General features: G+C 54.0%; 14 protein-coding genes and 1 pseudogene. 5 read left to right on the plus strand and 10 right to left on the minus strand.

All coding sequences use genetic code 11. The annotated features are described in order from the left end of the window. Positions 1 to 75 precede the first annotated feature (75 nt). On the minus strand, positions 76 to 1,086 hold the full coding sequence (gene pyrD, locus JY391_RS13530; protein WP_060569551.1) for a quinone-dependent dihydroorotate dehydrogenase: 1,011 nt from the start codon (positions 1,084 to 1,086) through the stop codon (positions 76 to 78). Between the two features lie 242 nt (positions 1,087 to 1,328). Here pyrD and JY391_RS13535 point away from each other — a divergent pair. Next, positions 1,329 to 1,535: pseudogene (locus JY391_RS13535) on the plus strand (NAD(P)H-dependent oxidoreductase); the annotation flags it as partial. 101 nt (positions 1,536 to 1,636) lie between these two features. On the opposite strand, the gene pepN reads toward JY391_RS13535, so the two are convergent. Continuing rightward, the gene (gene pepN / locus JY391_RS13540; protein WP_211934458.1) at positions 1,637 to 4,249 is read right to left on the minus strand and encodes an aminopeptidase N; all 2,613 of its coding nucleotides are present in this window, start codon (positions 4,247 to 4,249) and stop codon (positions 1,637 to 1,639) included. Positions 4,250 to 4,515: 266 nt separating this feature from the next. On the opposite strand from pepN, the gene pncB reads away from it, so the two are divergent. The 4 genes from pncB (at position 4,516) to aspC (ending at position 10,369) form a co-directional block, all read left to right on the plus strand. Beyond that, positions 4,516 to 5,718: a nicotinate phosphoribosyltransferase gene (gene pncB / locus JY391_RS13545; protein WP_042288068.1), complete on the plus strand. Its 1,203-nt coding sequence runs from the start codon at positions 4,516 to 4,518 to the stop codon at positions 5,716 to 5,718. Between the two features lie 161 nt (positions 5,719 to 5,879). Beyond that, positions 5,880 to 7,280 carry an asparagine--tRNA ligase gene (gene asnS / locus JY391_RS13550; RefSeq protein ID WP_042288071.1) on the plus strand — a complete coding sequence of 467 codons (1,401 nt, stop codon included), beginning with the start codon at positions 5,880 to 5,882 and terminating at the stop codon, positions 7,278 to 7,280. A 599-nt stretch (positions 7,281 to 7,879) separates the two neighbouring features. Then, complete coding sequence (gene ompF, locus JY391_RS13555) at positions 7,880 to 8,995, plus strand: porin OmpF (RefSeq protein ID WP_309568840.1); 1,116 nt, start codon at positions 7,880 to 7,882, stop codon at positions 8,993 to 8,995. Between the two features lie 183 nt (positions 8,996 to 9,178). Continuing rightward, positions 9,179 to 10,369 carry an aspartate transaminase gene (aspC, locus tag JY391_RS13560; protein ID WP_060569544.1) on the plus strand — a complete coding sequence of 397 codons (1,191 nt, stop codon included), beginning with the start codon at positions 9,179 to 9,181 and terminating at the stop codon, positions 10,367 to 10,369. A 95-nt stretch (positions 10,370 to 10,464) separates the two neighbouring features. Here aspC and JY391_RS13565 read toward each other — a convergent pair whose 3' ends face one another. The 8 genes from JY391_RS13565 to cmoM form a co-directional block, all read right to left on the minus strand. Next, positions 10,465 to 11,112 (minus strand): MBL fold metallo-hydrolase, encoded by a 648-nt coding sequence (locus JY391_RS13565; RefSeq protein ID WP_060569543.1) that lies wholly within the window; start codon positions 11,110 to 11,112, stop codon positions 10,465 to 10,467. Between the two features lie 19 nt (positions 11,113 to 11,131). Beyond that, a complete protein-coding gene (gene mepK, locus JY391_RS13570; protein ID WP_042288084.1) occupies positions 11,132 to 11,680 on the minus strand; it encodes a peptidoglycan L,D-endopeptidase MepK in 549 nt (182 codons plus the stop codon). A 178-nt stretch (positions 11,681 to 11,858) separates the two neighbouring features. Next, positions 11,859 to 13,709, minus strand: coding sequence for a L,D-transpeptidase (ldtD, locus tag JY391_RS13575; RefSeq protein WP_211934459.1), 1,851 nt, complete (start codon positions 13,707 to 13,709; stop codon positions 11,859 to 11,861). Positions 13,710 to 13,896: 187 nt separating this feature from the next. Then, positions 13,897 to 18,126, minus strand: a complete 4,230-nt coding sequence (locus JY391_RS13580) for an Ig-like domain-containing protein (RefSeq protein WP_211934460.1) — start codon at positions 18,124 to 18,126, stop codon at positions 13,897 to 13,899. 325 nt (positions 18,127 to 18,451) lie between these two features. Then, the gene (gene mukB, locus JY391_RS13585; RefSeq protein WP_060569540.1) at positions 18,452 to 22,900 is read right to left on the minus strand and encodes a chromosome partition protein MukB; all 4,449 of its coding nucleotides are present in this window, start codon (positions 22,898 to 22,900) and stop codon (positions 18,452 to 18,454) included. Beyond that, entirely contained in the window at positions 22,900 to 23,604 is a 705-nt protein-coding gene (gene mukE, locus JY391_RS13590; RefSeq protein ID WP_042288098.1) for a chromosome partition protein MukE, read from the minus strand. Before mukE ends, mukB begins: the two co-directional genes overlap by 1 nt. Continuing rightward, positions 23,585 to 24,907, minus strand: a complete 1,323-nt coding sequence (mukF, locus tag JY391_RS13595) for a chromosome partition protein MukF (RefSeq protein WP_211934461.1) — start codon at positions 24,905 to 24,907, stop codon at positions 23,585 to 23,587. Before mukF ends, mukE begins: the two co-directional genes overlap by 20 nt. Continuing rightward, on the minus strand, positions 24,900 to 25,712 hold the full coding sequence (cmoM, locus tag JY391_RS13600; protein WP_042288105.1) for a tRNA uridine 5-oxyacetic acid(34) methyltransferase CmoM: 813 nt from the start codon (positions 25,710 to 25,712) through the stop codon (positions 24,900 to 24,902). Before cmoM ends, mukF begins: the two co-directional genes overlap by 8 nt. Positions 25,713 to 25,742 lie beyond the last annotated feature (30 nt).

A 25,742-nucleotide genomic window follows, 5' to 3' on the forward strand; every position in this document is an offset into this window, starting at 1 on the left:
AAAGAATATAAAACAACCAGGCGCGGAAATAAACCCCTGGTTGTCTGATATTCTGATATAGCGCGGGAAAAAAAATCAAATATGGGTGACGATTTCTTTAATCAGCGGCGGACCTTTAAAAATAAAACCGGAATAAATCTGTACCAGTGTTGCCCCGGCGGCCATCTTCTCGCGGGCGGCGATGACCGAGTCGATCCCACCTACGCCAATAATGGGCAGTTGGCCTTTTAATTCCTGGGAAAGTCGACGGATAATTTCTGTGCTTTTTAATTGCAGCGGACGACCACTTAAACCGCCCGTTTGATCGCAATTTTTCATTCCCTGGACCAGAGAACGATCGAGTGTTGTATTGGTCGCAATAACACCATCAATATTATGGCGAACTAAACTGTCGGCAACCTGGATCAGTTCTTCTTCTGAAAGATCCGGCGCGATCTTTACGGCGATCGGAACATATTTTTGATGGATCGTTTGCAGATCGTTTTGTTTATTTTTAATTGCGCTTAGCAGATCGTCCAACGCGTCGCCATATTGTAAGGTACGTAATCCCGGTGTATTTGGCGAGGAGATATTAATCGCGATGTAACCGGCATAAGCGTAGATTTTTTCCATACAAATCAGATAGTCATCTTTACCCTGCTCGACCGGTGTGTCTTTATTTTTACCGATATTAATGCCGAGCACGCCGTCATAATGGGCCTTTTTAACATTCTCAACCAGGTTATCCACCCCGTGATTATTAAAGCCCATGCGGTTGATCAACCCTTCAGCATCAACCAGGCGAAAGAGCCGCGGCTTATCGTTGCCCGGCTGCGGACGTGGAGTAACGGTGCCGATCTCGATCGAACCAAACCCCATCGCGCCCAGGGCGTCGATACATTCGCCGTCTTTATCCAGACCGGCAGCCAGTCCAAGGGGATTCTTAAAGGTTAACCCCATGCAAGTGACCGGCCTGGCTGGTACTTTCTGGCGGACTAACGCTTCAAAAGGCGTACCCTTAATGCGGCGTAATTGCTGAAACGTAAATTCATGAGCGCGCTCTGGATCGAGCTGAAAAAGGGCTTTACGAACGAAGGGGTAGTACATGAACTCTCCTGGATTCCCGGTGTGCAGACCGGGGGCGTATTATGGGTGATATCGCACAAAAAGGGAATTGACCTGCGGCAATAAAAAGCAATCGTTTCCCCCGCTGTACCCTTTTTATGCTTTTTTCACATTTTCTATCCCGCATAAATCATTTCGGTTCCCGCCTCTCCTCTGACAGACTGCAAAAAATGTTATCAATGTTACTTAAAAGCAAACATTAAGTTATAAGGGAGAAGGCAACTATGCGCGTCATCACTCTGGCGGGAAGCCCACGCTTCCCCTCTCGCTCCAGTGCATTACTGGAATACGCCCGTGAAAAGCTCAACGCGCTGGACGTGGAGGTTTGGCACTGGAATCTGCACAACTTCGAACCGGCAGATCTGTTATATGCGCGCTTCGACAGCCCGGCGTTGCACATCCTGACGGAACAGCTTAAGCAAGCGGATGGCTGATTAACCGCATGCTGTCGCCTGGTCAAATCAGCGCCACCCGGTAAATTACCCGGTGGCGCTGATTATTTATCGTCCCTAAGAAACGGCAGGTCGACGCATCAGGCAAGCGCTTTCGCGATCTTCTCGAACAGATCGCCGGACAGATTCTCCAGCCCTTTTAACTGTTCAAGCGCGGCGCGCATTTTTTCCTGGCGCGGCAGGTCATAACGCTTCAGACGAATCAGCGGTTCTATCAGCCGCGACGCCACCTGCGGGTTACGGCTGTTCAGCTCGGTTAACATGTCAACCAGGAACTGGTAGCCACTGCCGTCCTCGGCGTGGAAAGCCGCCGGATTACTGCCTGCGAAGGCGCCAATCAGCGAACGCACGCGGTTCGGGTTGCTCATACTGAACGAACGGTGCTTCAGCAAGCCGCGCACCGTTTCCAGCACATTTTCCGCAGGGCTGGTGGATTGCAGGATAAACCATTTATCCATCACCAGACCATCCTGATGCCACTTATCATCATACTCCTGCATCAGCGCGTCGCGGCACGGTAGCTGTGCGGCCACCGCCGCAGAGAGCGCGGCCAGCGCATCGGTCATATTGTTGGCTGTATGGTATTGCTTGCTCACCAGCGTATCGGCAAGCTGCGTTTCGCCAAAGGCGAGGAAACGCAGGCAGGTATTGCGCAAGGTGCGCTTACCGATATCCCCGTGCTCCACACGATACGTGTCCAGATGATTCGCGTTATAGATCGCGAGGAATTCATCCGCCAGTTCTGTCGCCAGCGTCCGGGTCAGGGCTTCGCGTACCTGGGCAATCGCCAGCGGGTCGATAATCTCAAACAGTTCAGCCATTTCATTTGCAGAAGGCAGCGTCAAAATTTCCGCCGCCAGCGCCGGATCAATCGTCTCATCCAGCAGCACCGCGCGGAAAGCGTCGGCAACATGCACCGGCAGCGAGAGCGGTTGCCCCTGCTGAACGCGCGCGACGTTCAGCTTGATCCAGGTCGCCAGCAGACTCTGCGCCGCATCCCAGCGCGAAAAGTCGTTACGCGCGTGACGCATCAGGAAGGTCAGTTGCTGATCGCTCCATTTATATTCCAGTTTCACTGGCGCGGAAAACTCGCACAGCAGCGCCGGAACGGGCTGGAAATAGACGTTATCAAAAACAAACGTTTGTTCCGCCTGCGTGACGTTGAGCACCGGATTCACCGGATGGCCCCCCTTGCGCAGTGGGATCACTTTGCCTTCGTTGTCATACAATTCAATGGCAAACGGGATGTGCAGCGGCAGTTTTTCCGCCTGATCCGGCGTAGGTGGCGTGCGCTGGCTGATGGTCAGCGTGTACTGCTCGGTTTCCGGATTGTAGTCATCTTTAACCGTCACAATCGGGGTGCCGGACTGGCTGTACCAGCGACGGAAATGGGAGAGATCGATATTGGACGCGTCCTCCATCGCCTGGACAAAATCGTCGCAGGTAGCGGCGCTGCCGTCATGGCGCTCAAAATAGAGCTGCATTCCCTTCTGGAAGTTTTCTTCTCCCAGCAGCGTGTGGATCATACGGATCACTTCCGCCCCCTTTTCATAAACCGTCAGGGTATAGAAGTTATTCATCTCGATGACTTTGTCCGGGCGGATGGGGTGCGCCATCGGACTGGCGTCCTCCGCAAACTGTAACCCACGCATCGTACGCACGTTACTAATGCGATTCACCGCGCGGGAACCGAGATCGGAGCTGAACTCCTGGTCACGGAACACGGTTAAGCCTTCTTTCAGGCTCAACTGGAACCAGTCGCGGCAGGTGACGCGGTTACCGGTCCAGTTGTGGAAATATTCATGACCGATCACCCGTTCAATATCGAGGTAGTCTTTGTCGGTGGCGGTGTCGGTTCGCGCCAGCACGTATTTGGAGTTAAAGATGTTGAGGCCTTTGTTCTCCATCGCGCCCATATTAAAGAAGTCGACGGCGACAATCATATAAATGTCGAGATCGTATTCCAGACCAAAGCGCTCTTCGTCCCACTTCATGGAGTTTTGCAGCGAGGTCATCGCCCATGGCGCGCGGTCCAGATTGCCGCGGTCAACGTACAATTCCAGCGCCACTTCCCGGCCTGAACGGGTGGTAAACGTATCGCGCAGCACGTCGAAATCGCCAGCCACCAGCGCAAACAGGTAGCACGGTTTCGGGAACGGATCCTGCCACTGAACCCAGTGGCGACCGTTATCCAGGTCGCCCTCTGCAATGCGGTTGCCGTTAGACAGCAGGAACGGATATTTGGCTTTATCGGCGATAATTTTGGTGGTAAAGCGCGCCAGCACGTCTGGTCTGTCGAGATACCAGGTGATATGGCGAAAGCCTTCCGCTTCGCACTGGGTACACAGCGCGTCGCCGGACTGGTACAGCCCTTCCAGCGCGGTATTTGCCGCGGGGCTGATCGCATTAACAATGCGCAGGGTAAAACGCTCGGGCAAATTGCTGAGGACCAGTTGGCCCTCGTCTTCTTTATAGTCCGTCCACGGTTCATCGTTAACATGGACGGAGATCAGCGTCAGCGCTTCGCCATCGAGTTTAAGCGGGGCATCGGATGCGCCATGACGAACAGCCTGGCTCACTGCCGTGACCAGGGTTTTTTCAGCATCCAGGTCAAAGGTCAAGTCAATATCAGTAATCTGGTAATCCGGCGCACGGTAGTCGTGGCGGTATTTGGCTTGTGGCTGTTGTGTCATAAAAAAACCTTTCGCATCTTTTATAGAGTCTCGACTCCAGTCTATTCCTGTTGCGCAAATCGCGCTACGCAGAATGTTCATCTTTTCAGGCACAAAGCCTCTTGTTGCTACATTTTTATAACACGAGGCACGAAATGCACTCGACCCGAAAGTCAGCTTATGGTGTGATCGGGGTTCAATAAATCGCTAAACAAGGTATACTCCAGCGGTTTTCTTAGTTGTTTATTGTACTAAACGCTCCCGTGAGAGGATGCTACTGCGCACCTATGACACAATTCGCTTCTTCTGTTCTGCACTCGTTGCTGGATACAGACGCTTATAAGTTGCATATGCAGCAAGCCGTATATCACCACTACTATGATGTGCAGGTAGCGGCGGAATTTCGTTGCCGTGGCGACGATCTGCTGGGTATTTATGCTGACGCCATTCGCGAGCAGGTCAACGCCATGCAGCATCTTCGCCTTCAGGAAGATGAGCATCAGTGGCTCTCTGGACTGCCTTTCTTCAAAGCGGATTACCTGAACTGGTTGCGCGATTTTCGCTATAACCCGGAGCAGGTCTCGGTCAGCAATGATAACGGTAAGCTCAATATCCGCTTAACCGGCCCGTGGCGTGAAGTCATCATGTGGGAAGTTCCCCTGCTGGCGGTGATAAGCGAGCTGGTGCATCGTTATCGTTCTCCGGAAGCGGGCGTCTCTCAGGCGCTTGATACGCTCGAAAGTAAACTTGTCGATTTCTCTGCGTTAACCGCCGATCTCGATATGTCTCACTTCCACCTGATGGATTTCGGCACCCGCCGCCGTTTTTCCCGCGAAGTGCAGCAGGCCATTGTCCAGCGCCTGCAGCAGGAGCCGTGGTTTGTCGGCACCAGCAACTACGATCTCGCTCGTCGTCTCTCCCTGACGCCGATGGGAACCCAGGCCCACGAATGGTTTCAGGCGCATCAGCAAATCAGCCCGGAACTGGCGACCAGTCAGCGTGCGGCGCTCGCAGCGTGGTTGCATGAATACCCTGACCAGTTGGGGATCGCCCTGACCGACTGTATTACCATGGATGCGTTTTTACGCGACTTCGGCGTCGAGTTCGCCAGTCGTTATCAGGGGTTGCGGCATGACTCCGGCGATCCGGTGGAATGGGGTGAGAAAGCTATCGCCCACTATGAAAAACTGGGCATCGACCCGCAGAGTAAAACCCTGGTCTTTTCTGATAATCTCGATCTGCGCAAAGCGGTCGATCTGTATCGCCACTTCTCTTCACGGGTGCGGCTGAGCTTCGGCATCGGTACGCGCCTGACCTGCGATATTCCGCAGGTTAAGCCGCTGAACATTGTTATCAAGCTGGTGGAGTGTAACGGCAAGCCCGTTGCCAAGCTGTCCGACAGCCCAGGCAAAACCATTTGTCACGACAAAGCGTTTGTTCGCGCGTTGCGCAAAGCCTTCGATTTACCGCATATCAAAAAAGCCAGTTAACAGCTTAAGGGAGCCGCTACGGCTCCCTTTTCACGTTTATTTCCGAAATCTTCTTCTTTGCTAACGAATTCTGCTTGTCTGATGGCAGATGCCAGGTAACATAGGTATTCCCCCGTTTCGGGGACGTGTTTTTATATTGGACTACTAACAGAGAGAATATTATGAGCGTTGTGCCTGTAGCCGACGTACTCCAGGGCCGCGTAGACGTTGACAGCGAAGTCACCGTGCGCGGATGGGTACGTACCCGCCGAGATTCAAAAGCTGGCATCTCCTTCCTCGCCGTTTATGACGGTTCCTGCTTTGATCCTGTACAGGCCGTCATTAATCATTCTCTGCCCAATTACAATGAAGAAGTGCTGCGTCTGACCACCGGTTGCTCGGTTATCGTTACGGGTAAGGTAGTGGCCTCACCGGGACAAGGGCAAAGTTTCGAGATTCAGGCGACGAACGTGGAAGTCACCGGTTGGGTGGAAGATCCGGACACCTACCCGATGGCGGCGAAACGCCACAGCATTGAATACCTGCGTGAAGTGGCGCATCTGCGTCCGCGCACCAACATGATTGGCGCGGTCGCCCGCGTTCGCCATACCCTCGCGCAGGCGCTGCATCGTTTCTTCGACGAACAGGGCTTCTTCTGGGTGTCCACTCCCCTTATTACCGCGTCCGATACCGAAGGCGCGGGCGAAATGTTCCGTGTGTCGACGCTGGATCTGGAAAACCTGCCGCGTAACGAGCAGGGTAAAGTCGATTTCGATAAAGACTTCTTTGGTAAAGAGTCATTCCTGACCGTATCCGGCCAGTTGAATGGCGAAACTTACGCCTGCGCACTGTCGAAGATCTACACCTTCGGCCCGACCTTCCGTGCCGAAAATTCCAACACCAGCCGTCACCTGGCTGAATTTTGGATGCTGGAGCCGGAAGTCGCGTTTGCTAACCTGAACGATGTCGCCGGACTGGCGGAAGCCATGCTGAAATATGCCTTCAATGCAGTGCTGACTGAACGTGCGGACGACATGAAGTTCTTCGCGGAGCGCGTAGACAAAGAAGCGATTTCACGTCTGGAACGCTTCATTGAAGCTGACTTCGCCCAGGTGGACTACACCGATGCGGTCACGATCCTGGAAAACTGCGGTAAGAAATTTGAGAACCCGGTGTACTGGGGCGTCGATCTCTCCTCAGAGCATGAGCGTTATCTGGCGGAAGAGCACTTTAAAGCGCCGGTCGTGGTGAAAAACTATCCGAAGGACATTAAAGCGTTCTATATGCGCCTTAACGACGACGGGAAAACCGTTGCCGCGATGGATGTACTGGCGCCGGGCATTGGCGAGATTATCGGTGGCTCCCAGCGTGAAGAACGTCTGGATGTGCTGGATGCCCGAATGCTGGAAATGGGCCTGAATAAAGAAGATTACTGGTGGTATCGCGATCTGCGTCGCTACGGTACGGTTCCGCATTCTGGCTTTGGCCTCGGCTTCGAACGTCTGATCGCCTACGTCACCGGGGTGCAGAACGTACGTGACGTGATCCCGTTCCCACGCACACCGCGCAACGCGAGTTTCTAATCTCGACGTCAAAAGGCCAGCGCTGCTGGCCTTTTTATGATATCAACTGTCAGTTTCTGTGAATAATTTGGCAGCAATGTAAAGATCAACCGACTTCCCCTTCCGTCCTGTTACGTCATATTTCAGCGTCATATTTCGTACAAACCAAAATCCCTGATATCACTACGGATTAGTTTATTCTCATCCATTAGTACTTTTTTTAAACAATTGCACAGCATTCCAGACGGCTACAACACGGCATACGCGAAAACAAAGGTGCCGATTTTCTGTACAATTTTTTACACTTATCTGAATTAAAGATAAGAAAATCATATATATAGATATGACTGACGATATTTGAAGCGGAAACAAGTTCGAAACTTGATATCGTTCACAAAGTTCCAAAAATGAAATATATAGTTACATATTTTTTCTTTTTGAAACTAAATCTTTATATTTGTAGCACTTTGACGGTAGCGGAACGCTGGTTTGAATGGAAAGATGCCTGTCAGACACATAAAGACACCAAACTCTCATCAATAGTTCCGTAAATTTTTTTTTACAGAAATTATTGGCGGCAGTGGCAGGTGTCATAAAAAAACCAATGAGGGTAATAAATAATGATGAAGCGCAATATTCTGGCAGTGGTGATCCCTGCCCTGCTGGCTGCCGGTGCGGCAAACGCTGCAGAAGTCTATAACAAAGACGGCAACAAACTGGATCTGTACGGTAAAGCGGTAGGTCTGCATTATTTTTCTAAAGGCAACGGTGAGAACAGCTACGGTGGCGATGGCGACCAGACCTATGCCCGTCTTGGTTTCAAAGGGGAAACACAGATTAATGACCAACTGACCGGTTACGGTCAGTGGGAGTATCAATTCCAGGGTAACAACTCTGAAGGGGGTTCTGACGCGCAGAGCGGCAACAAAACCCGTCTGGCGTTCGCGGGTCTGAAATTCGGCGACGCGGGCTCCTTCGACTATGGTCGTAACTACGGTATCGTTTACGATGCGCTGGGCTACACCGATATGCTGCCTGAATTTGGCGGCGATACCGCCTACAGCGATAACTTCTTTGTGGGTCGCGTGGGCGGCGTTGCGACTTACCGTAACTCCAACTTCTTTGGTCTGGTTGAAGGCCTGAACTTCGGCGTTCAGTACCTGGGCAAAAATGAGCGCGCAAGCACCTATGAGGTTGACGGCGATGACAACAACTTCAGCGACGTGCGTCGTTCAAACGGCGACGGCTGGGGTGGCTCTCTGAGCTATGAGTTCGAAGGCTTCGGCATCGTCGGTGCTTACGGCTCCGCCGATCGTACCAATGCGCAGACTAACCCGGCTCTGCGTGGCCAGGGTGATAAAGCTGAGCAGTGGGCAACCGGTCTGAAATATGATGCGAACAACCTCTATCTGGCGGCAAACTACGGTGAAACCCGTAACGCAACGCCAATTAGCGGCGGTTTTGCTAACAAAACCCAGGACATCCTGTTAGTCGCGCAGTACCAGTTCGACTTTGGTCTGCGTCCGTCCATCGCCTACACCAAATCTAAAGCGAAAGACGTAGAAGGTATTGGTAATGAAGATCTGGTGAACTACGTGGAAGTTGGCGCCACTTACTACTTCAACAAAAACATGTCCACCTACGTTGACTACATCATCAACCAGATTGATTCTGACAACAAACTGGGCGTAGGCTCCGACAACACCGTCGCAGTCGGTATTGTTTACCAGTTCTAATAGCAGACCCCTTTGTTAAATGCCTCAAAAACAGGACTTCGGTCCTGTTTTTTTATGCCTGTCAGCGGAATCTCGCGACTTCACAAAACCTTGAGAGTTTTCACGTCTAACGGTTGGCATTTTGTAAATCTCCCGTTAACCTGATAGCGGAATTCCCTTCTGTAACCACAATGGAACCTCGTCATGTTTGAGAACATTACCGCCGCCCCTGCCGACCCTATTCTGGGCCTGGCCGATCTGTTTCGTGCTGATGACCGCCCTGGGAAAATTAACCTCGGGATCGGTGTCTATAAAGATGAAACTGGCAAAACGCCGGTGCTGACCAGCGTTAAAAAAGCCGAGCAGTATTTACTCGAAAATGAAACAACAAAAAACTACCTCGGCATTGACGGTATTCCGGAATTTGGCCGTTGCACCCAGGAGCTGCTGTTCGGGAAAGGCAGCGCGCTGATTAACGACAAGCGCGCGCGGACGGCGCAAACACCAGGCGGCACCGGGGCGCTACGCGTCGCGGCAGACTTCCTGGCGAAAAACACGGCGGTAAAACGCGTATGGGTGAGCAACCCGAGCTGGCCGAACCATAAGAGCGTCTTTGGCTCTGCGGGTCTTGAAGTCCGTGAGTATGCGTATTACGACGCAGAAAACCATGCGCTCGACTTCGACGCGCTGCTGAACAGCCTCAGCGAAGCCCAGGCAGGCGATGTGGTGCTGTTCCACGGCTGCTGCCACAACCCAACCGGCATTGATCCGACGCTTGAGCAGTGGCAAACGCTGGCTCAGCTTTCTGTCGATAAAGGCTGGCTGCCGCTGTTTGACTTCGCATACCAGGGATTTGCCCGTGGTCTGGAAGAGGACGCTGAAGGGCTGCGCGCTTTCGCCGCGCTGCATAAGGAGCTAATTGTTGCCAGCTCCTACTCAAAGAACTTTGGTCTGTACAACGAACGCGTGGGCGCCTGTACGTTGGTCGCCGCCGATGCGGAAACCGTTGATCGCGCGTTCAGCCAGATGAAGTCTGTCATTCGCGCCAACTACTCTAACCCGCCAGCCCACGGCGCTTCCGTTGTCGCCACCATTCTGAGCAACGACGCGCTGCGCGCGATTTGGGAGCAAGAACTGACCGACATGCGTCAGCGCATTCAGCGCATGCGTCTGCTGTTCGTGAATACCCTGCAGGAAAAAGGGGCAAACCGAGATTTCAGCTTCATTATTAAGCAGAACGGCATGTTCTCCTTCAGCGGCCTGACCAAGGAACAGGTGCTGCGTCTGCGCGAGGAGTTCGGTGTTTACGCCGTCGCCTCCGGTCGGGTTAACGTTGCCGGAATGACGCCAGACAACATGGCGCCGCTGTGCGAAGCCATCGTCGCGGTTCTGTAAGCGACCCGGAAAACAGAAAGCCCGCTGAAACAGCGGGCTTTTTTACTGGCGCGTGGCACCGGTCTGGAGCGCATTGAATGCCTGGCTACATACCGTTACCAGACAGGCATTTCATCCTGGAGGAAAGGATTATGCAGACGTTCGTACCCCAGCGTCGACAGCGGCCCATGCCCCGGAATAAAGGTCACCTCATCGCCTAACGGCAGCAGCTTACGCTTAATGGAGTCAATTAACTGACTATGGTCACCGCGTGGAAAATCGCTGCGCCCCACCCCGCCTTTGAAAATCACGTCCCCGGATATGAGCAACTGAGATGATTTATCAAAAAAGACGATGTGTCCTGGCGTGTGGCCCGGGCAATGTAACACCTGTAAAGTCACATTCCCTACGCTGACAGTCTCTCCTTCATTCAACCAGCGGTCAGGCGTCAAAGGCTGACACTCGTCGAGGCCGAACATGCGACTCTGGGCAGGCAGTCCCTCAAGCCAGAACTGATCTTCTTTTTCCGGACCGATAATCGGGACGCCGTAGTGCTGCGCCAGTTCTGCCGCCGCTCCCACGTGATCGAGATGACCGTGAGTGAGCAGGATCTGCATCAGCGTTACGCCGCTGGCGTCCACTTCCTGTTTGATTTTCCCGGCATCGCCACCAGGATCGACCAGCGCTGCCAGACGGGTTTGCTCACACCAGATCAAGGAACAGTTCTGGGAGAACGCGGTGACCGGAATAATACGATAGTTCATACTTCCCCTGTTTCGTTAATCACCAGTGCCGTACGGGACCGGTGTCAATATGCACAAAGTTACTGCGTGGGTAGTATCCTACACCACCAGCGCGCATAGATAACGCGGCTTTGCGAATATTGCTTAACGAAACGCCTTCAATATGGAAATCCATTGCCTGGCCTTTGGTGTGGTAGCTTTTTTTAGCGACTCCACGACTGTGGGCGCGCAATTCATTATTGGTATCGAGCGAACGATAACCGGAAATCAACTGGACGGGTTTACGGGAGCCGAGTAGCCCTTGCAGGCGGAAAAGCTGGTCAAACAGTCCTGGATCGATGGACTTCACCTTGTTTGCGCGGTAGTCGCGGAAAAAATGGTTAAGTTTGGCTAATTCATCCTGAATGTAAGCTCTGCCATCAAAAAATTCCGCTTTGATTGACTCACCGGTATGAAGATTATTGAGAGTCAAAATACGCGGACGCGGGGTAGAGAGAGTGGCAAACGCAGGCACGGGCAAGATGGCAGCTCCCAGGGCAGCACCACCTAACGCCAGCAGTTTGCGGCGATTAGCGTCAAAATTGTCCATGGTAATAAGGTCTACAGGTAAAAGGTCATCAACAATATGCTTTAGCGCACGAAGGGCACCTTAACTGGCAAAAAAGCCGCCGTCAAGATGGCCCAAGCCCAGCAGTGGCGGGGCTTCTGGCCGGCTGGCCCCGTGACTGCCAAATATTACGACAACAGATTTATCAGAACTTCTTCATTTACCTGATTAATTGTTCCGCTTTTGCCACAATTTGTGCGCTGGATCGCGCTATCTGGTCATAATTGTAAATATCTGTGCGATATTCCGTTCGTCCATCAGCTCCCACGAACGCGGTCAGATAATAAAGATTGACCGGAATCGTCTGGCGAATATTGACGTAGCGGGTATTCCCCTGCTTCAGAGCGTCAGAGATGCGGGTATTATTCCAGCCAGCATCCTGTAGCAGCATATTGGCAAGCTCAGAGGCCTTGTTTACGCGTACGCAGCCGGAGCTTAACGCCCGGGAGTCCCGTTTGAACAGATTATGGTTCGGCGTATCATGCAAATAAATAGCATCTGAACTGGGCATGTTAAATTTATACCGTCCCAGCGAGTTATGCGCGCCGGGCGCCTGCTGGAAACGAAACGGCAGATTCGACGGCGTAATGGTGGACCAGTCGACCTGCCACGGATCAATCGCCTCCCTGCTGTTCCAGCCGCGCATCACCGTATAGCCGTGACGTTCCAGATAGCCCGGGTCATTCCAGACCTTCGGCAGGATGTCTTTTCTCGCCAGCGTCGGCGGGACATTCCACGGCGGGTTGACCACCACATTATTCAGAGCGCTGCTCATCATCGGCGTTTTACGATCGGGACGCCCTACGATAACCCTCGACGCCAGCACCTGGTTGCCGTTCTGATAATAGACCAACGAGTAGGCCGGGATATTAACCATGATCCCCGTCGACAGGTCAGCCGGAAGTAAGCGCAGACGCTGGATGTTCAATGCCAGCACCCCTGCGCGCTGTGCCGGGGTGACGTTCAGCCAGTCGCGGGTCGCAGGACCAATCGCCCCGTCCGCGCCCAGTCCCTGCCAGGTCTGGAAGCGTTTGACCGCCGCGACAAGCTCTTTATCATAAGCCGCGCGTACGGCTGGCGCTGGCTTGCTGCGCGGCGCGCTCTGCGGCGAGGACTTCGCGTCAGGTGCGTCAACGGCGACGGCTGACGGACTGACCACTGCCTCTGATGGCGTTTCATCGCCGGGTAGCGCGATCTTCGGTCCTCCTTCCAGCATCCCGGTACGCTGGAGGATTTCGCGCAGCGCCGGAACATCATTACTCCACTGTCCCGGACGCAGCGTCGCTTTCCCGGTCAACTGCGGCCATGGACGGGAATCGCCGACCAACTCCAGCAGCGACGCATGCATCGACGCGTATTGCGGGTGTTGCGGCGCCAGCCCGGCGATAAAAGCAGGCAGTTGACCGTTATCCAGCGCGACCTGCCACTGGTTAATCACCGACAGCGGCGGCGTCGTCATTGCGTACGGCTTGCTGCTGTAGAGCCAGCGGTTGCCTTTGACCGGAATATTGGCAATAAAGTGCAGGTACCCCATCATCGCGTCAGACAGAACGACATCGCGCGTTAATCCGCTGACGGACGGATCGGTGAGTAGCGCCACCCAGTGGGTGAACTGTGGCTGGAAGCCCGCGATCGCCACCTCAGCCAGTTGCTGCTGGAAGGCTTTCACCGCATCACGATTCTCCCACATCGGCCGCATATCACGCGCCGCATACAGCAATTCCAGTTGATTCATATAGACAGGGGTGTACCCCGCAGGCAACCGGGACTGAAGCTCCGCGCGCGCTTTCTCCGCCGCGCCTTCAGGAAGGGGCTGGAGACCCGCCATCACAGCCGTTGCGGCGGACTGCGCCTGCGGCTGGGCGAGACTTTGTTCATTGGCGACGACAGGACTGCCGCCAGCGATAACCTCAGGCTCATCAGCCTGAACATTGAAGTGTGGAGCGAATGTTACAGCCAGGCACAAACTGAATGCCGAAAGCCGACGACCACCAAATTGATTAAGCAACATCCCTTGCCCCCTGGTTGCTATACGACATGCCCGCACATCCGGGGCTTTTTCCTATTATAGAAAGGCTGACAGGCGTTTACCTAACCTTATGTAAAGGAATTTAAAGATAACTCAGTATGAGAAGGTTGTTAAGTGGGCAGAAAAAATCCCCGTGTTTTAAGCACGGGGAAAGAACGAAAAGGACGCCTTAGTCGGTAATGGTTAATGTGGTCTCGACATCATACTTGTACGACCATTGCGTGCCTTTACTTTTGCCTAAAAGCTGTATCGTGCCGTGATAAACCCCCGCAGGCAAAGACGTGTTTGTTGTGGAAGAATACACGAGATTCGCCCAGACAGGGGCGATGGCCTCGTAACACGCTTGCCCATAAGAGTTCAGTTGGAAGACATTACAGGCCGTGGCGCGACGTCCCTGAACGATCACATTCCACGTTTTCCCGTTCTGATCGGTCATTGGCACCGTGAGCGGGCTGGAGCCCTTCGCGTCGGAAATCAGCGAACCTGGCCCCTGTGTATCGCCAGTCGTCACGAATGCCATATCAGGGATGCCTTCAATATGCTGTGAGTCCCAGTTATCGCCTTGTACGGTGGAGCCGACAACCGAGATGTTCCAGCTCCCCCGGTAATCATCAATGAAGGTGACCGCTTTATTGGTTAACTCTGAGCTGCCAATGGTGGCCTTTACCGTGACCTGCCCTACCGTAGAGCCCGACAGTTTAACCGTAGCGATACCTCCGTTATCGGACTGCGTTTCAGTAGCAGAAAGCGAATTCAGCGTCGTGCTCCAGGAAACCGTCGCGGAAGGCAAGGGATTATTATTACCGTCGACCACTTCAGCACGGTAAGTGACTTCGCCCTTCCCGACATAGGCTGAGTCAGCGCTTGGGGTTAATTTTGCCAGCGTTGCCGTCTTCGCATCCGCAGTAAAAGTAACACTATTGCCCGAATGTGCTCCTGAAGGATTAGCGTCTGGCGTTGCAGTAACCGTTACCACGCCTGATTTCACAGAGGTCCCCTCCGTTGTGGCGCTGCCGCTACTGTCAGTTTGACTGCTTTGCGGGGACAGTGTGACGCCGTCCAGGTCAGCACGCCAGTTTACCGATGCCCCCGTTAAGACGTTGCCATTTTCATCCGCAACTGTCGCTGTCCAGCTGATTTTTTCCTGACCATCGGCAACCGCCGTCGCGGTGTTTGCTTTTACATCCGTCACCTGCGCGGTTGCCACATTCCCGATGACCTGGAGTTGTGCCGTCTGGCTGCTGGCGCCTGCCGCTGCGGTCACCTCGATATTCCCCGCCTTCAGGCTTGAGAATTGGGTCTTCGCGATCCCCTGAGCATCCGTCGTTGATGCACTTTCACTAAAGCGGCTGCTCGTTTCACTGCTACTCCAGTTTACGATTACGCCTGAAATTGGGTTCTGGTTGGCATCAATAACCTTCGCTGTTAGCGTCACGTTATCTTTATCCGCAATAATTCCCGACATTTTATCCGCGCTGAGTGACGATACAGTCGCCGTTCCTGGATCGCCAGTGAACGTTAATTCGCCTAACGTTTTTGTGCTTCCATTGATGCTGGCTTCGACGCTGTAGCGGTCCACCGTGGTCGTTGTCAGCAGCACATCCGCAACCCCATCGGCCTGCGTGGTGGAGCTTGTCGCAGACAACTGACCTGTAGAGGGCGAAACAGCCCATTTTACTTCAGCGGCGGACAGCGGGTTTTCATTTGCATCCACAACCGTTGCGCTAACTTTTATTGCCGCAGTTCCATTGGCTAGCGCACGTTGTTTGTCGCTACTTAACGCCCCAACGCGTGCAGTCGTTGGATCAGCCGTAAAAATCGCGGCTTCAGCCTGGAAAGGCGCACTCTCACTGGTTTGCGCAGTGACAATCACACTTCCCGCTTTCTTCGAGCTTACAGTCATTGCAGCGACGCCATTCGCATCACTGATCGTCTGATTCTGGCTTAAAGTTACATTACTGTTGTCCGCTGACCAGTTAACGGTAATATCCGGTAAAGGAAGACCTTCCGCATTTCTGACCGTCGCTTCATAACGGATAGTACTGGCGCCATCGGCAACCTGTTTTGTGGTGCTTACCGTAATACCGTCAATTTTCTGCGTACTACTATCCGCAACAAAGGTGATGGGATCTGTGGTTTGCGCCTTGCCATTATTAACGCTTGCGCTCACCGTCACTGTTCCCGTCTTCGCTGACTTCAGACTCAATGTTGCCTTACCCTGTACGTCCGACACCGACGTCTTTTCAGTGATTTTTGTGCCGTCCGTTTTATTAACGACCCAGTTAACCGTCACTCCGCCCAGCGGATGATTGGCATTATCCGTCACCTGGGCGGTAATGATGTCGGTATCATTATTGTTTGCCACGACCTGCTTCTTCGCGGCAGAAATAGCGCTGACCTCTGCGCTGGTTATATCTGCGGTGAAACTCAGCGAAGGGGTGCTAATCGCGTTGCCCTGCAGCAACTGAGCTGTCACAACTGTGGTGATCACTGCCGTACTGCTTACCTGAATTTGCGCGGTACCGTTAGCATCTGTCAGCGTAGTGTTCGCGGACAATTTTGCCTGCGGATTATCGGCCGACCAGTCAACAGTCGCGTCTTTCACGACATTACCGTTTTGATCGGTGACATGCGCGGTCAGGGTTAGGGGCGTGACGCCGTTCGCCAGGGCGCTGGTTGCGGGGACATCCACAGCGGTGAGTTGCGCAGCGCTTTGCGTAGCCTCTTCAGTCAGCTTCGCGCTGGCCAGCTTCACGTTTCCGTCAATCAGTGGTTGAATCGTCAGTGTTTCAGCCTGTGTGCCCGCCGTCACGGTAGCAACGTATACGCCAGTTGACGTCTCGTTAAAGTGACCAATCGTCGCGTTCTTCTCTGCTACCTCACCGCTCACCTGCGCGGTGTTCATTTTCGCAGCGCTTAGCGTAGCCGTCAGTCGTGCCGCCAGTCCGCTCGCATTTTCGCCAGACGTTGTTTTGAGACTGACAGTAACATTGGCCGTTGAAGCGCCATCAGCAGGAATGCTGGCGGGTGAGACCACCGTTGTCGACTGCAGCGTAGTAACATTAATGCCGCTCACGTTGACCTTCATTTCGCTGGCGTCAGAAGCGTTGCCTTTTTTATCCCACGCAATAGCTTTGAGGGTGTAGCTATTGACGCCACTTCCCTGCCAGGCGGGTAAGGTGAAAACAAACTGCTCCGCACTTCCGCCGGAAGTGATCTTGCCGCCGTTGCTGAGAAATGAAGCCGCCTGCCATTCAATGCGTTCAAGACCATATTTGGTTTTTACTTTCGCTGTCACGGATTGTTTAGTCTGTTCTTCCCCCTGAATCGCCGTGGGTAATGACAGTGAAATGAGTTCCTGTTTGCGGTATTCAAGTACAATATTATTGTTACGGTCGACGAGATCCTGACGGCTTCCCATCAGAGAGCGACGCTGAGCCAGCGCAGAAGGATCGAGCTGATCGCGCAAAGGCACGCCAGGCGACCAGTTTACGCTGAGATTGAGCTGCGTATCGTTCTGGCCGCTTTTGCCCATTTTTTGATTTGCACCGAGGGTAATCAACGGAACAGGGGTATAGTTGAGGCCTAAGGTGACGGCGTAAGGATTTTTCTGTCGATCGTCTTCATCGTCTCCGAATAACCCCACGCTGTCGCCATAATATTTTTCATAAATTATATTGGCGCCTAACTGAGGATAAGCAGGCAAATACCCCGTCGCGCGAACATCAAAACCATTCGCCGCGCGCTCGTCATAATCCCGATACTGAGAAGATGCCATCCAGTCACTGAGACGAAAATAGCCATTAGCGGCAAGTTTGACGTAATCCCAACCTAACTCAGCGCCCACGCCGAGACGTTCGTGATGGTTATCCGAAACCTGCCGATCGTAAAAAAGATTTGTGCCCCACATCCAGTCGTCAGAAAAATGGCGATACCCCAGTCCTGTATTGATAACATTTCTGTCATCATGCCGTCTGCCGCCTAACTGAGTAAAAAACAGATGTTCTTTTTCGTTATACAACGGAAGCAGGAGATCAAGTTCAGAATCAGAAAGCGTAAAATGTTCATCAGTACTGATATTCACCCGCGCCGTGCCAAACTGATTCAACCACTTTTGCACGGCGGAGGAGGCTTCGCCTGTCGCCGTCGAGATAACCGTAGTGCTTAATGCGGTCGCTGCGTCATCACTACTCAGTAACGATCCCGCTTGCACGGCCGCTTGCGCAACACGATTTGCGTCCTGCCCTTCGCGATTATTCGTATCGTTGGCTGATAAAACAGAGGACTTGTCCTGTGCGCTCTCAGCATAACTCGGTGAAAAATAGACCAGGCTTGAGGAGGAAAATAACTGAAGCGCTATTTGCAAACAGGCTAAAGACTTCCTTGTCGATAATTTCATACAATTTGCCCCTGGTTTATCCATAGGGAAAGTTAAAACCTTATTTTATGGTAAAAAGCACAACACCTTCAATTACGCCAATAATTAACAGGATTAAATTACCCGGATAAAACATGAAATTACATTCTTGAAAGAAATTAATATAAACCCGCCAGCCAGTTCTTTTGAATAAAAATTAACAGCTTATAAAGATAGGCAGAATGAATATTAGAACTTTGAGTTATATATTTAATTTTATATAAATATAAATTTAGAATTTTTCAGGTATCACACGTAAAAAAGCCGTAATCCAGTGATTACGGCTTTTACGTTGTTGCGAACCGATCTACGACGCTTCAGTCACGCCCGGCACACCTTCCGGAGGCTGTGGCGCAAAGCCGCGCAGCCCTACCACGTGTACGTGTTCCGTATTCTGGAAGACTTTACGCACCAGTTTATAAGTGGTGCCTTTTTCCGGACTGATGTTTTCCGGCGCCGCGATGATGAGCTGCATCTGCAGGCGTTCGCACAGCTCAAACAGCGTGGCGATGGAACGCGCATCGAGACGCGCCGCTTCATCAAGGAACAGCAGGCGGCACGGTGAGATATCTTTGCCGCGCAGGCGACGCGCTTCATCTTCCCAGCTCTGTACCACCATCACCAGAATAGACATACCGGTACCGATCGCCTCACCGGTAGACAGCGCGCCGGACTCTGCGCGCAGCCAGCCGTCGGAACCACGGTTAACCTCAACTTCCATTTCCAGGTAGTTACGGTAATCCAGCAATTCCTCGCCAATGGTCTGCGGCGTGCGCTGCCCCATGTCAATTTGCGGATTCAGTCGCTGATACAGCTTCGCCAGCGCTTCCGAGAAGGTGAGGCGATTGCTGTTGAACAGATCCTGATGCTGCTCGTGCTGTTCAGACAACACCTCCAGCAGCGTCGCGTGGGTTTCACGCACGTTGACATTCAACCGTACGCTATTGACCTGGCCGAAGGAAACGCTCTGCAAGCCCTGGTTGAGCTGACGGATACGGTTCTGTTCACGCTGGATAGTTTTACGAATGATGTTCGCCACGCTACGGGAGCTGATCGCCAGTTTCTGTTCGCGGGACGTCAGCTCTTCGGTCAGGCGGCCCAGTTCGATCTCCATCTGTTCGATCGCTTCCACCGGGTCGTCGGTACGAATGATATCCTGACGGATACGTTCACGCAGATGCTGATACACCGCGACGAAGAACTGAATTTTACGCTCCGGACGTTTTGGATCTTCCGACAAGCGCAGGACGTCACGCAGATGCTCGTTATCCGCAACGGCCAGACGCAGCGCGCCGAGCGCCTTATCCGACATGGAACGCAGATCGTCCCCGGAAAGATAGGCCAGCTCGCGGCGGTGCAGGCGGCGCTCCACGCCGCTGTCTTTCACCAGCCGCATCACTGCACACCACCCGGCTTTCGCCGTGACAACCTGCTCACGCATTTCAAAGTAATCGCGTTCCAGACGGCGCAGTTTACGGGTCAGGTTATCCATTTCCGCTTCACAGAAGGTGAGCGCTTTCTCAAGCTGGTTGCGGCGCGAACGGTTATTGCTGAGCTGGGCATGCAGTTCATCACGACGCATCCGCGCACGCTCTTCCGCCCCGCTGTCGGCGCGCACGCCGATATCCTGCAGCTCGCGTTGCAGGTCGTTGAGCAACTCTTTCTTGGTGTCATAGGAACTTTTCAGCGACGCCAGCACCTGGTTGTACTGGCTCAATTGCGCAGCATGACCACGCAGCGCTTCGCGGGCGCGGGTGCGTTCCGCTTCCGCCTGTTCCAGACGTTGACGCAGCTTTTCGTTCAGATCGCTGTTGCCGCTGAGCATTTCCGCTGAGTCGGAGTAACCGAAGTGGGCACGACGCTGCACCACTTCCGTCAGCGCAAACGCCTGTTGACGGGCATCGCGCTGCACTTGTTGGGCATAGGCGAAATCGTCTTTCAGTTGTTCAAACTGTTCCGGGTCGCTCTGCAATACCGAGACGACCGGTTCCAGTTTGGCAAGCTGGTTGCCGTGCTGCTGAATAAAGCGCGCGGCTTCCTGCGCGTCGTCCAGTCGTTCGCGGATCTCATCCACGCGATCCGCCAGACTGTCGTCCGCCAGCAGATTGAGACGCGGCAGCAGGCGGTTCAGGGCAGAAACGCCCTCTTTCGCCTGTTCGTACTGGAGACGCTGCTGCTGGTTGTCGCTTTCATGGGCGGTCAGCGCGCGCTCGAGCTCAACGCGGCGGGCGTTCAACTGGCGAATTTCGGCTTCCGGATCGGACTCAAACGCCACCGAAAGATGGCTACCGATGAAGCGGCTAAAAGCCTGATGCAGACGCTGGGTTTTCTGGACGTCAAAAGAGAGCGTGGCGAAACGTTCCGACAGACCTTCACGCTCAGCGTGCAGGCTTTCGATACGGCTTTCACGCGCAGCGCGGCCAAACAGCGGCACCGACGGGAAACGGGAGTAACGCCACTGGCGATCGGCAATTTTGACCACCACCGCTTTTTCCAGTTCGTCGACGCTGAAAACGCTGTCATCGAAAGACTGCGGGTCCCCTTCAATCAGATACAAATCTTCCGGGCAATCCGTTAAGCCTTCCAGTTGCTCGGCGATCTGCGAAAGATCCGGGACCACGATAGCATGGCGCGACGGGCCGTACAGCGCGGAGAAGTACGGGGCATCTTCCAGACTGACGTCGTCATAGATTTCCGACAGCAGGACGCCGCCAAACCGTTCCGCCAACGCGTTAAGCCGTTGATCTTCCGCACCGCCAGGCTGACTTAAGCGTTCAATTTCTTCGTCAACGGCGTTCTTACGCGCGCCGACTTCATCACGCTCAACAATCGCTTCACGTTCGCGTTCCAGCAACTGTTGCAGATATCCGGTCACATCCTGGCTGGAGGTGAACTCCTCGCCACACTGCTCGCTGAGCTGACTCAGGCTGTTCTGCGCCGCCAGCCACACCGGCGCGCGCTGCATTAAGTGCTGAATGCGCGACTGAAGCTGCTCCTGTTCCTGACGCAGCGCCATCCGCTGTTCGTGAGCGTTAGAGACGCTATCAGAGAGCGACGCGATGCGCGCTTCCAGTTCCTGATGCAGTGCCTCCAGTTCATCAATGTCGAACTGTTTACCCTGCCGTTTGCAGAACTCCGCCAGCAGACGCTCCGCATCTTGCTGTTCGCGCAGGCGCTGCTCCAGCTCGCTCAGGCGCATCCGCAACGGCTGAACCTGTTCAGCCAGGTGGCGTTGATCGACGCCTTCGCGCAGCAGTTCGCGCGCCACGTCCCATGCTTCGTTGCGCGCCAGCGGGCCGTTAATCGCCACCACCAGTTGATACGCCTGCTCAAACTGGCTGTGCGCCGTTTGCGCCACACTCATTTTCTGCTCGAGAGAGAGCATTTTTTCGGTGGCTTCCTGCTCTTTCGCCTGGAAGGTGTCCAGCCACTCGGCGGCACTGTCTGCGGTAAGATCCGGCAAATGGCAAAGTTCTTTAGCGCGCTGTAACGCGGAAATCGCCTGGTTGTATTGAATCGCGCGGGTCTGCTGAACGTCCAGCGCCTGCTGGTAGTCGGCGAGCTGGCTTTTCAGCTCATCCACTTCCAGTTCGGCGGCTTCGGCGCGCGCCTCGTTATCTTCCTGCCGTTCGGCGGCTTCCGCCACCACTTCGTTTTGCTCTTCGAGACGGATCTGCAGCTCGTCGAGATCCGCTTCGTAGCGCTCAATTTTTTCCTGCTGACGGAGCGCGGTTTGCACCAGATTCAGGTGATCGCTCGCGGCCTGATAGTCGGCCTCAAGATCCCCTTCCGCGCCGTTGTGCTCGGCAAGTTCGCGCGCCATATCGACATGTTTATACTGCTCAGCCGCAAGCTGTTTACGCGAGGCGTAAAGTTCACGACGGAACTCCAGCGCCTTGTCCAGGTGAATGCGACGCTCGTTGGCGTGGCGCATGTAGTCCGCCGCCACATAGTTGGTGGCTTCGCTGATCAGGTGCTTAAACAGATCGCGGTCAGACTGGGTGACGCGGATCGCTTCCAGGGTCATGCGGTTTTCACGCAGCGCCGCTTCCATATCCTGGAATGCCTTGCGCACACCGCTGTTTTCCGGCAGCAGGTAGTCGCGTAAAGAGCGGGTGATGGCGCTGGAGATGCCGCCGTACAGCGACGCTTCAATCAGGCGATAGAATTTACTGCGGTCGGAAGCCGAGCGCAGACGACGGGCAATGATGCCCAAATCAAACATCAACGAGTGGTAATCAGTTATGGAGTTGAACTGCTTAAACTGTACGCCTTCCATTTCATCAAGCTTGTCTTTCAGCTCGTTGAGCGTGAGCACACGCGCCTGACGTTCGTTGAGGGTTTCCGTCACCAGTTGCGTCGGCTGAACCGACATCGGCAGTCCCTGAATGGCAAAGGGTTTAATGTCAACTTTCCGGTCGCGACCGGCGACCTGTTGCAGACGCACGCCGACCACCACCCGCTGATGGCGTGAGTTGATGGTATCGAGCATCGAATAACACACGCCCGCCTTCAGCTTACCGTGCAGGCCTTTATCGCGTGACCCGCTGGTCGCCCCCGCTTCGGTTGTGTTACGGAAGTGCAGCAGGGTTAAGTCCGGGATCAACGCCGTGACGAAGGCCGCCATGGTGGTCGATTTCCCCGCCCCGTTACCGCCGGAAAGCGTGGTGACTAATTCATCAAGGTCAAAGGTACGGGCAAAGAAACCGTTCCAGTTAATCAGCGTAAGTGAGCGAAATTTACCGCGTTCAATCATTATTCTTCTTCTCCACTGTCCGGCTGATTCTCTTCGGTCTCATCGTTGAGCTGTAGGTGGTTTTCGACCGGCATCGCCTCTCCGTCGCGAATTAAGCGGCGCTGGGCTTCGCGCGGGTCGTCGCCAGTACGAACATCCGCGCCAAAGCGGAATACCGATTCCGTAATGCGGAATTTGCTGCTGTCGTGCCCCATAAACCATACCATGCCTAAGCGACGCAGACGGTTTAAGGACGAGCGCATTTTTTCCTGCAACTTTTGCCGGTCCACGTCGGAGCCGGTTGAGCGGTTATTCACCAGCTTCAACAGTTTAGCTTCGTCGGCCAGCGTTAACAGTTCGTCGTACAGCTCCTGTTGGGTGAAAATCCCTTCATTCGCCAGCCGCTCCGGGCTGAGATAGAGGTAGCAGAGGATTTTCCCGACCATCATATCCAGTTCGGAAAGAACAGAACGCGGGATCAGCGTCGTGGAACGCGGACGCAGGTAGAAAAACCCTTCCGGCGCGCGGATCAGCTCGACGTTATAGCGGCTGTAAAACTCTTCCAGATAGTCCTGAAAATCCATCAAAAAGGCATGATTATCCAGTTCGTCCAGTCCAATATGACGGCCTGAGCGTAACGCGCTGTCCAGCGCCGGAAATAACGGATTCGCCAGCGCCTGCGCCAGCTTAACCGGCATCACTTGTTCAATATTTGTCAATGACATGCGCCTGTACCTTGGCTCCGTAATCATTAATCGGCTGCCATTTGGCTGGCAGTCCGGTGAAGTCTGCTTGCGCTACGCCAAGACGTACCGCCTGATCGATAACAATACGCGCCACGTCGAAATGACGCGCACGCGGGTACTGCGACAGATATTCGCTTACCACGAGACCGAGATCCAGCGGCGTCTCTTTGGTTTTGTAGACAGCCAACTGTTCTTCGATGATCGCCGCCAGTTGCTCGCGGATCTCGTTAAATTCTTCGTACTCTAAATCCGGTGGAAGTTCCCCGGTCACCTCTTCGTCGCGCAGCGCCATTTCCTCGTCACGCATATCCAGCAGACGATCGGCGTTCGCATAGGTCAGCGCCCACGGCTCATCGAAATAGGTCTGGACAGACTGGCGCAGACGCTGGGCAAAAACGCGATTTTTATCCATGTCGATAGCGGTACGGATAAATTTATGCACGTGGCGGTCATAGCCGATCCACAGATCGATAGACTGCTGGCCCCAACTGATAATACGGTCAAGCTTACTTTGCAGATCAAATACCAGACGATCGACGAAATGCAGATCGTCATGCGCCAGCGTCGCATCCTGGATGCGCAGCAGGTTGGCCTGCAGCTTATCACCCGCCGCCTCCAGCGTATCCTGCAGTTCGCGCAGGGTGCCCGACGTTTCCGAGAGCAAGAGTTCGCAGCTGGAAATTGCCGCCCGCCAGTCTTTATTCAGCAGTTGCGCGATGTCGTCTTTTACCTGCTGTTGCTGCTCATCCATGATGCGCTGAGTGAGATCGATGCTGTCGAAAATTTCCGCCACCGAGTATTTCAGCGGCGCATAGACGTTACGGTGCCAGTGGAACTCGTCGCCGCCTTCATCTGCGGCATCCGCTGCGCGCTTCAGTTCTCCTGCGACGATCGACAACTGCATTGACAGACGCAGCGTGGAGAACTCGCGCTGGCGGATATAATAATCGGTAATCCCGATGCCAAGCGGGGTAAGACGGTAAATGGCGTTCCCTTCCGCCTGCTCGCTGGTAAAGCGGTTCAGCAGACGTTGACGCACCATGTCGTTGATCGCATTGTTCGCGCGTACGCCAATGGTTTCGCTGGTTTGCTCAAACGCATCACTGACATGGCGAAACGCATCCACCAGTTCGCCTTCACTCATCTCGCCGTCGAGTCGCTCACCGTTCAGCGTGGCCACGGCCAACAGAAACGAAAGTCGGTCTACCGGCAGCGAGATAGAAAAATCATTTTTTCTGGCCCAGGCAACCAGTTCGGGGACTGTCTGGGAAAATTCACTCATAGGTTATCCTTGCATCTGCGGGTAAAGCCTCATGGGACAGGCGTTTCAGCGCGGTGACGTGTATATACCGGCCAAGGCTTATCCAGGGTTCCTGACGGCAATAACGCGTTTCAAGTTCAAGCAGCATCTCATAGCAGTCCCGCTGCTGGTGCTTTTCACGCAGATAATCATGAAAGACGCGCACCCCGGTTTTTCCGGTAATTTGCCAGCCAATCTGTTCCAGCCACTGATAAACCTGCCCTGGCTCACGGGGATAGTCCGGTGAAAGCGTGCGCTTTTTACGCTTTGGCATCCCCACCTGCACGTAATCGAAATTCCCGGCCACCATATTGTGCATCAACAGGCCGTTGGCATTGTAGAACATTAACGACAGTGCGCCACCGGGGCGCAATACCGACCACAGCGTCTCTAATACGCAGACCGGTTCTGCAACCCATTCCAGCACCGCATGAAACAATATCAGATCAACCGGGCTTTCCAAATGCGAAGCTACGTCCTGAGCGGCGCATTGTATAAAATGCATGTTATCGCTCACACCTTTTGCGTCCGCCGCCTGCTGCGCGCGGGCGATCATTTCCGCGGAAAGGTCACATAAGGTGACGTGGTGGCCCCGCTCTGCCATTTTGATCGCGGTCTGGCCTTCGCCGCCGCCGGCATCCAGCACGCGCAGTTTTTGCGTACCGTAGTGCGCCAGCAGGCCATCGAGATCCTGCCAGAGGATCGCCTGGCGCAACTGGCCTTTGGTGGTGCCGTAAATGTTACGGGAAAACTTTTCCGCGATGTCATCAAAATTGCGATCCCGCATCGGGCTCTCCACTGACGGCTTGGGGTTCTT

Source organism: Citrobacter sedlakii (assembly GCF_018128425.1).
GTDB lineage: Bacteria > Pseudomonadota > Gammaproteobacteria > Enterobacterales > Enterobacteriaceae > Citrobacter_A > Citrobacter_A sedlakii.

Coding starts and splice junctions, on each gene's coding strand:
- pncB (WP_042288068.1), top strand. CDS start 4,516: ATGACACAATTCGCTTCTTCTGTTCTGCACTCGTTGCTGGATACAGAC.
- mukF (WP_211934461.1), bottom strand. CDS start 24,907: ATGAGTGAATTTTCCCAGACAGTCCCCGAACTGGTTGCCTGGGCCAGA.
- ldtD (WP_211934459.1), bottom strand. CDS start 13,709: ATGTTGCTTAATCAATTTGGTGGTCGTCGGCTTTCGGCATTCAGTTTG.
- asnS (WP_042288071.1), top strand. CDS start 5,880: ATGAGCGTTGTGCCTGTAGCCGACGTACTCCAGGGCCGCGTAGACGTT.
- ompF (WP_309568840.1), top strand. CDS start 7,880: ATGATGAAGCGCAATATTCTGGCAGTGGTGATCCCTGCCCTGCTGGCT.
- pyrD (WP_060569551.1), bottom strand. CDS start 1,086: ATGTACTACCCCTTCGTTCGTAAAGCCCTTTTTCAGCTCGATCCAGAG.
- JY391_RS13565 (WP_060569543.1), bottom strand. CDS start 11,112: ATGAACTATCGTATTATTCCGGTCACCGCGTTCTCCCAGAACTGTTCC.
- mepK (WP_042288084.1), bottom strand. CDS start 11,680: ATGGACAATTTTGACGCTAATCGCCGCAAACTGCTGGCGTTAGGTGGT.
- mukB (WP_060569540.1), bottom strand. CDS start 22,900: ATGATTGAACGCGGTAAATTTCGCTCACTTACGCTGATTAACTGGAAC.
- cmoM (WP_042288105.1), bottom strand. CDS start 25,712: ATGCGGGATCGCAATTTTGATGACATCGCGGAAAAGTTTTCCCGTAAC.
- JY391_RS13580 (WP_211934460.1), bottom strand. CDS start 18,126: ATGAAATTATCGACAAGGAAGTCTTTAGCCTGTTTGCAAATAGCGCTT.
- mukE (WP_042288098.1), bottom strand. CDS start 23,604: ATGTCATTGACAAATATTGAACAAGTGATGCCGGTTAAGCTGGCGCAG.
- aspC (WP_060569544.1), top strand. CDS start 9,179: ATGTTTGAGAACATTACCGCCGCCCCTGCCGACCCTATTCTGGGCCTG.
- pepN (WP_211934458.1), bottom strand. CDS start 4,249: ATGACACAACAGCCACAAGCCAAATACCGCCACGACTACCGTGCGCCG.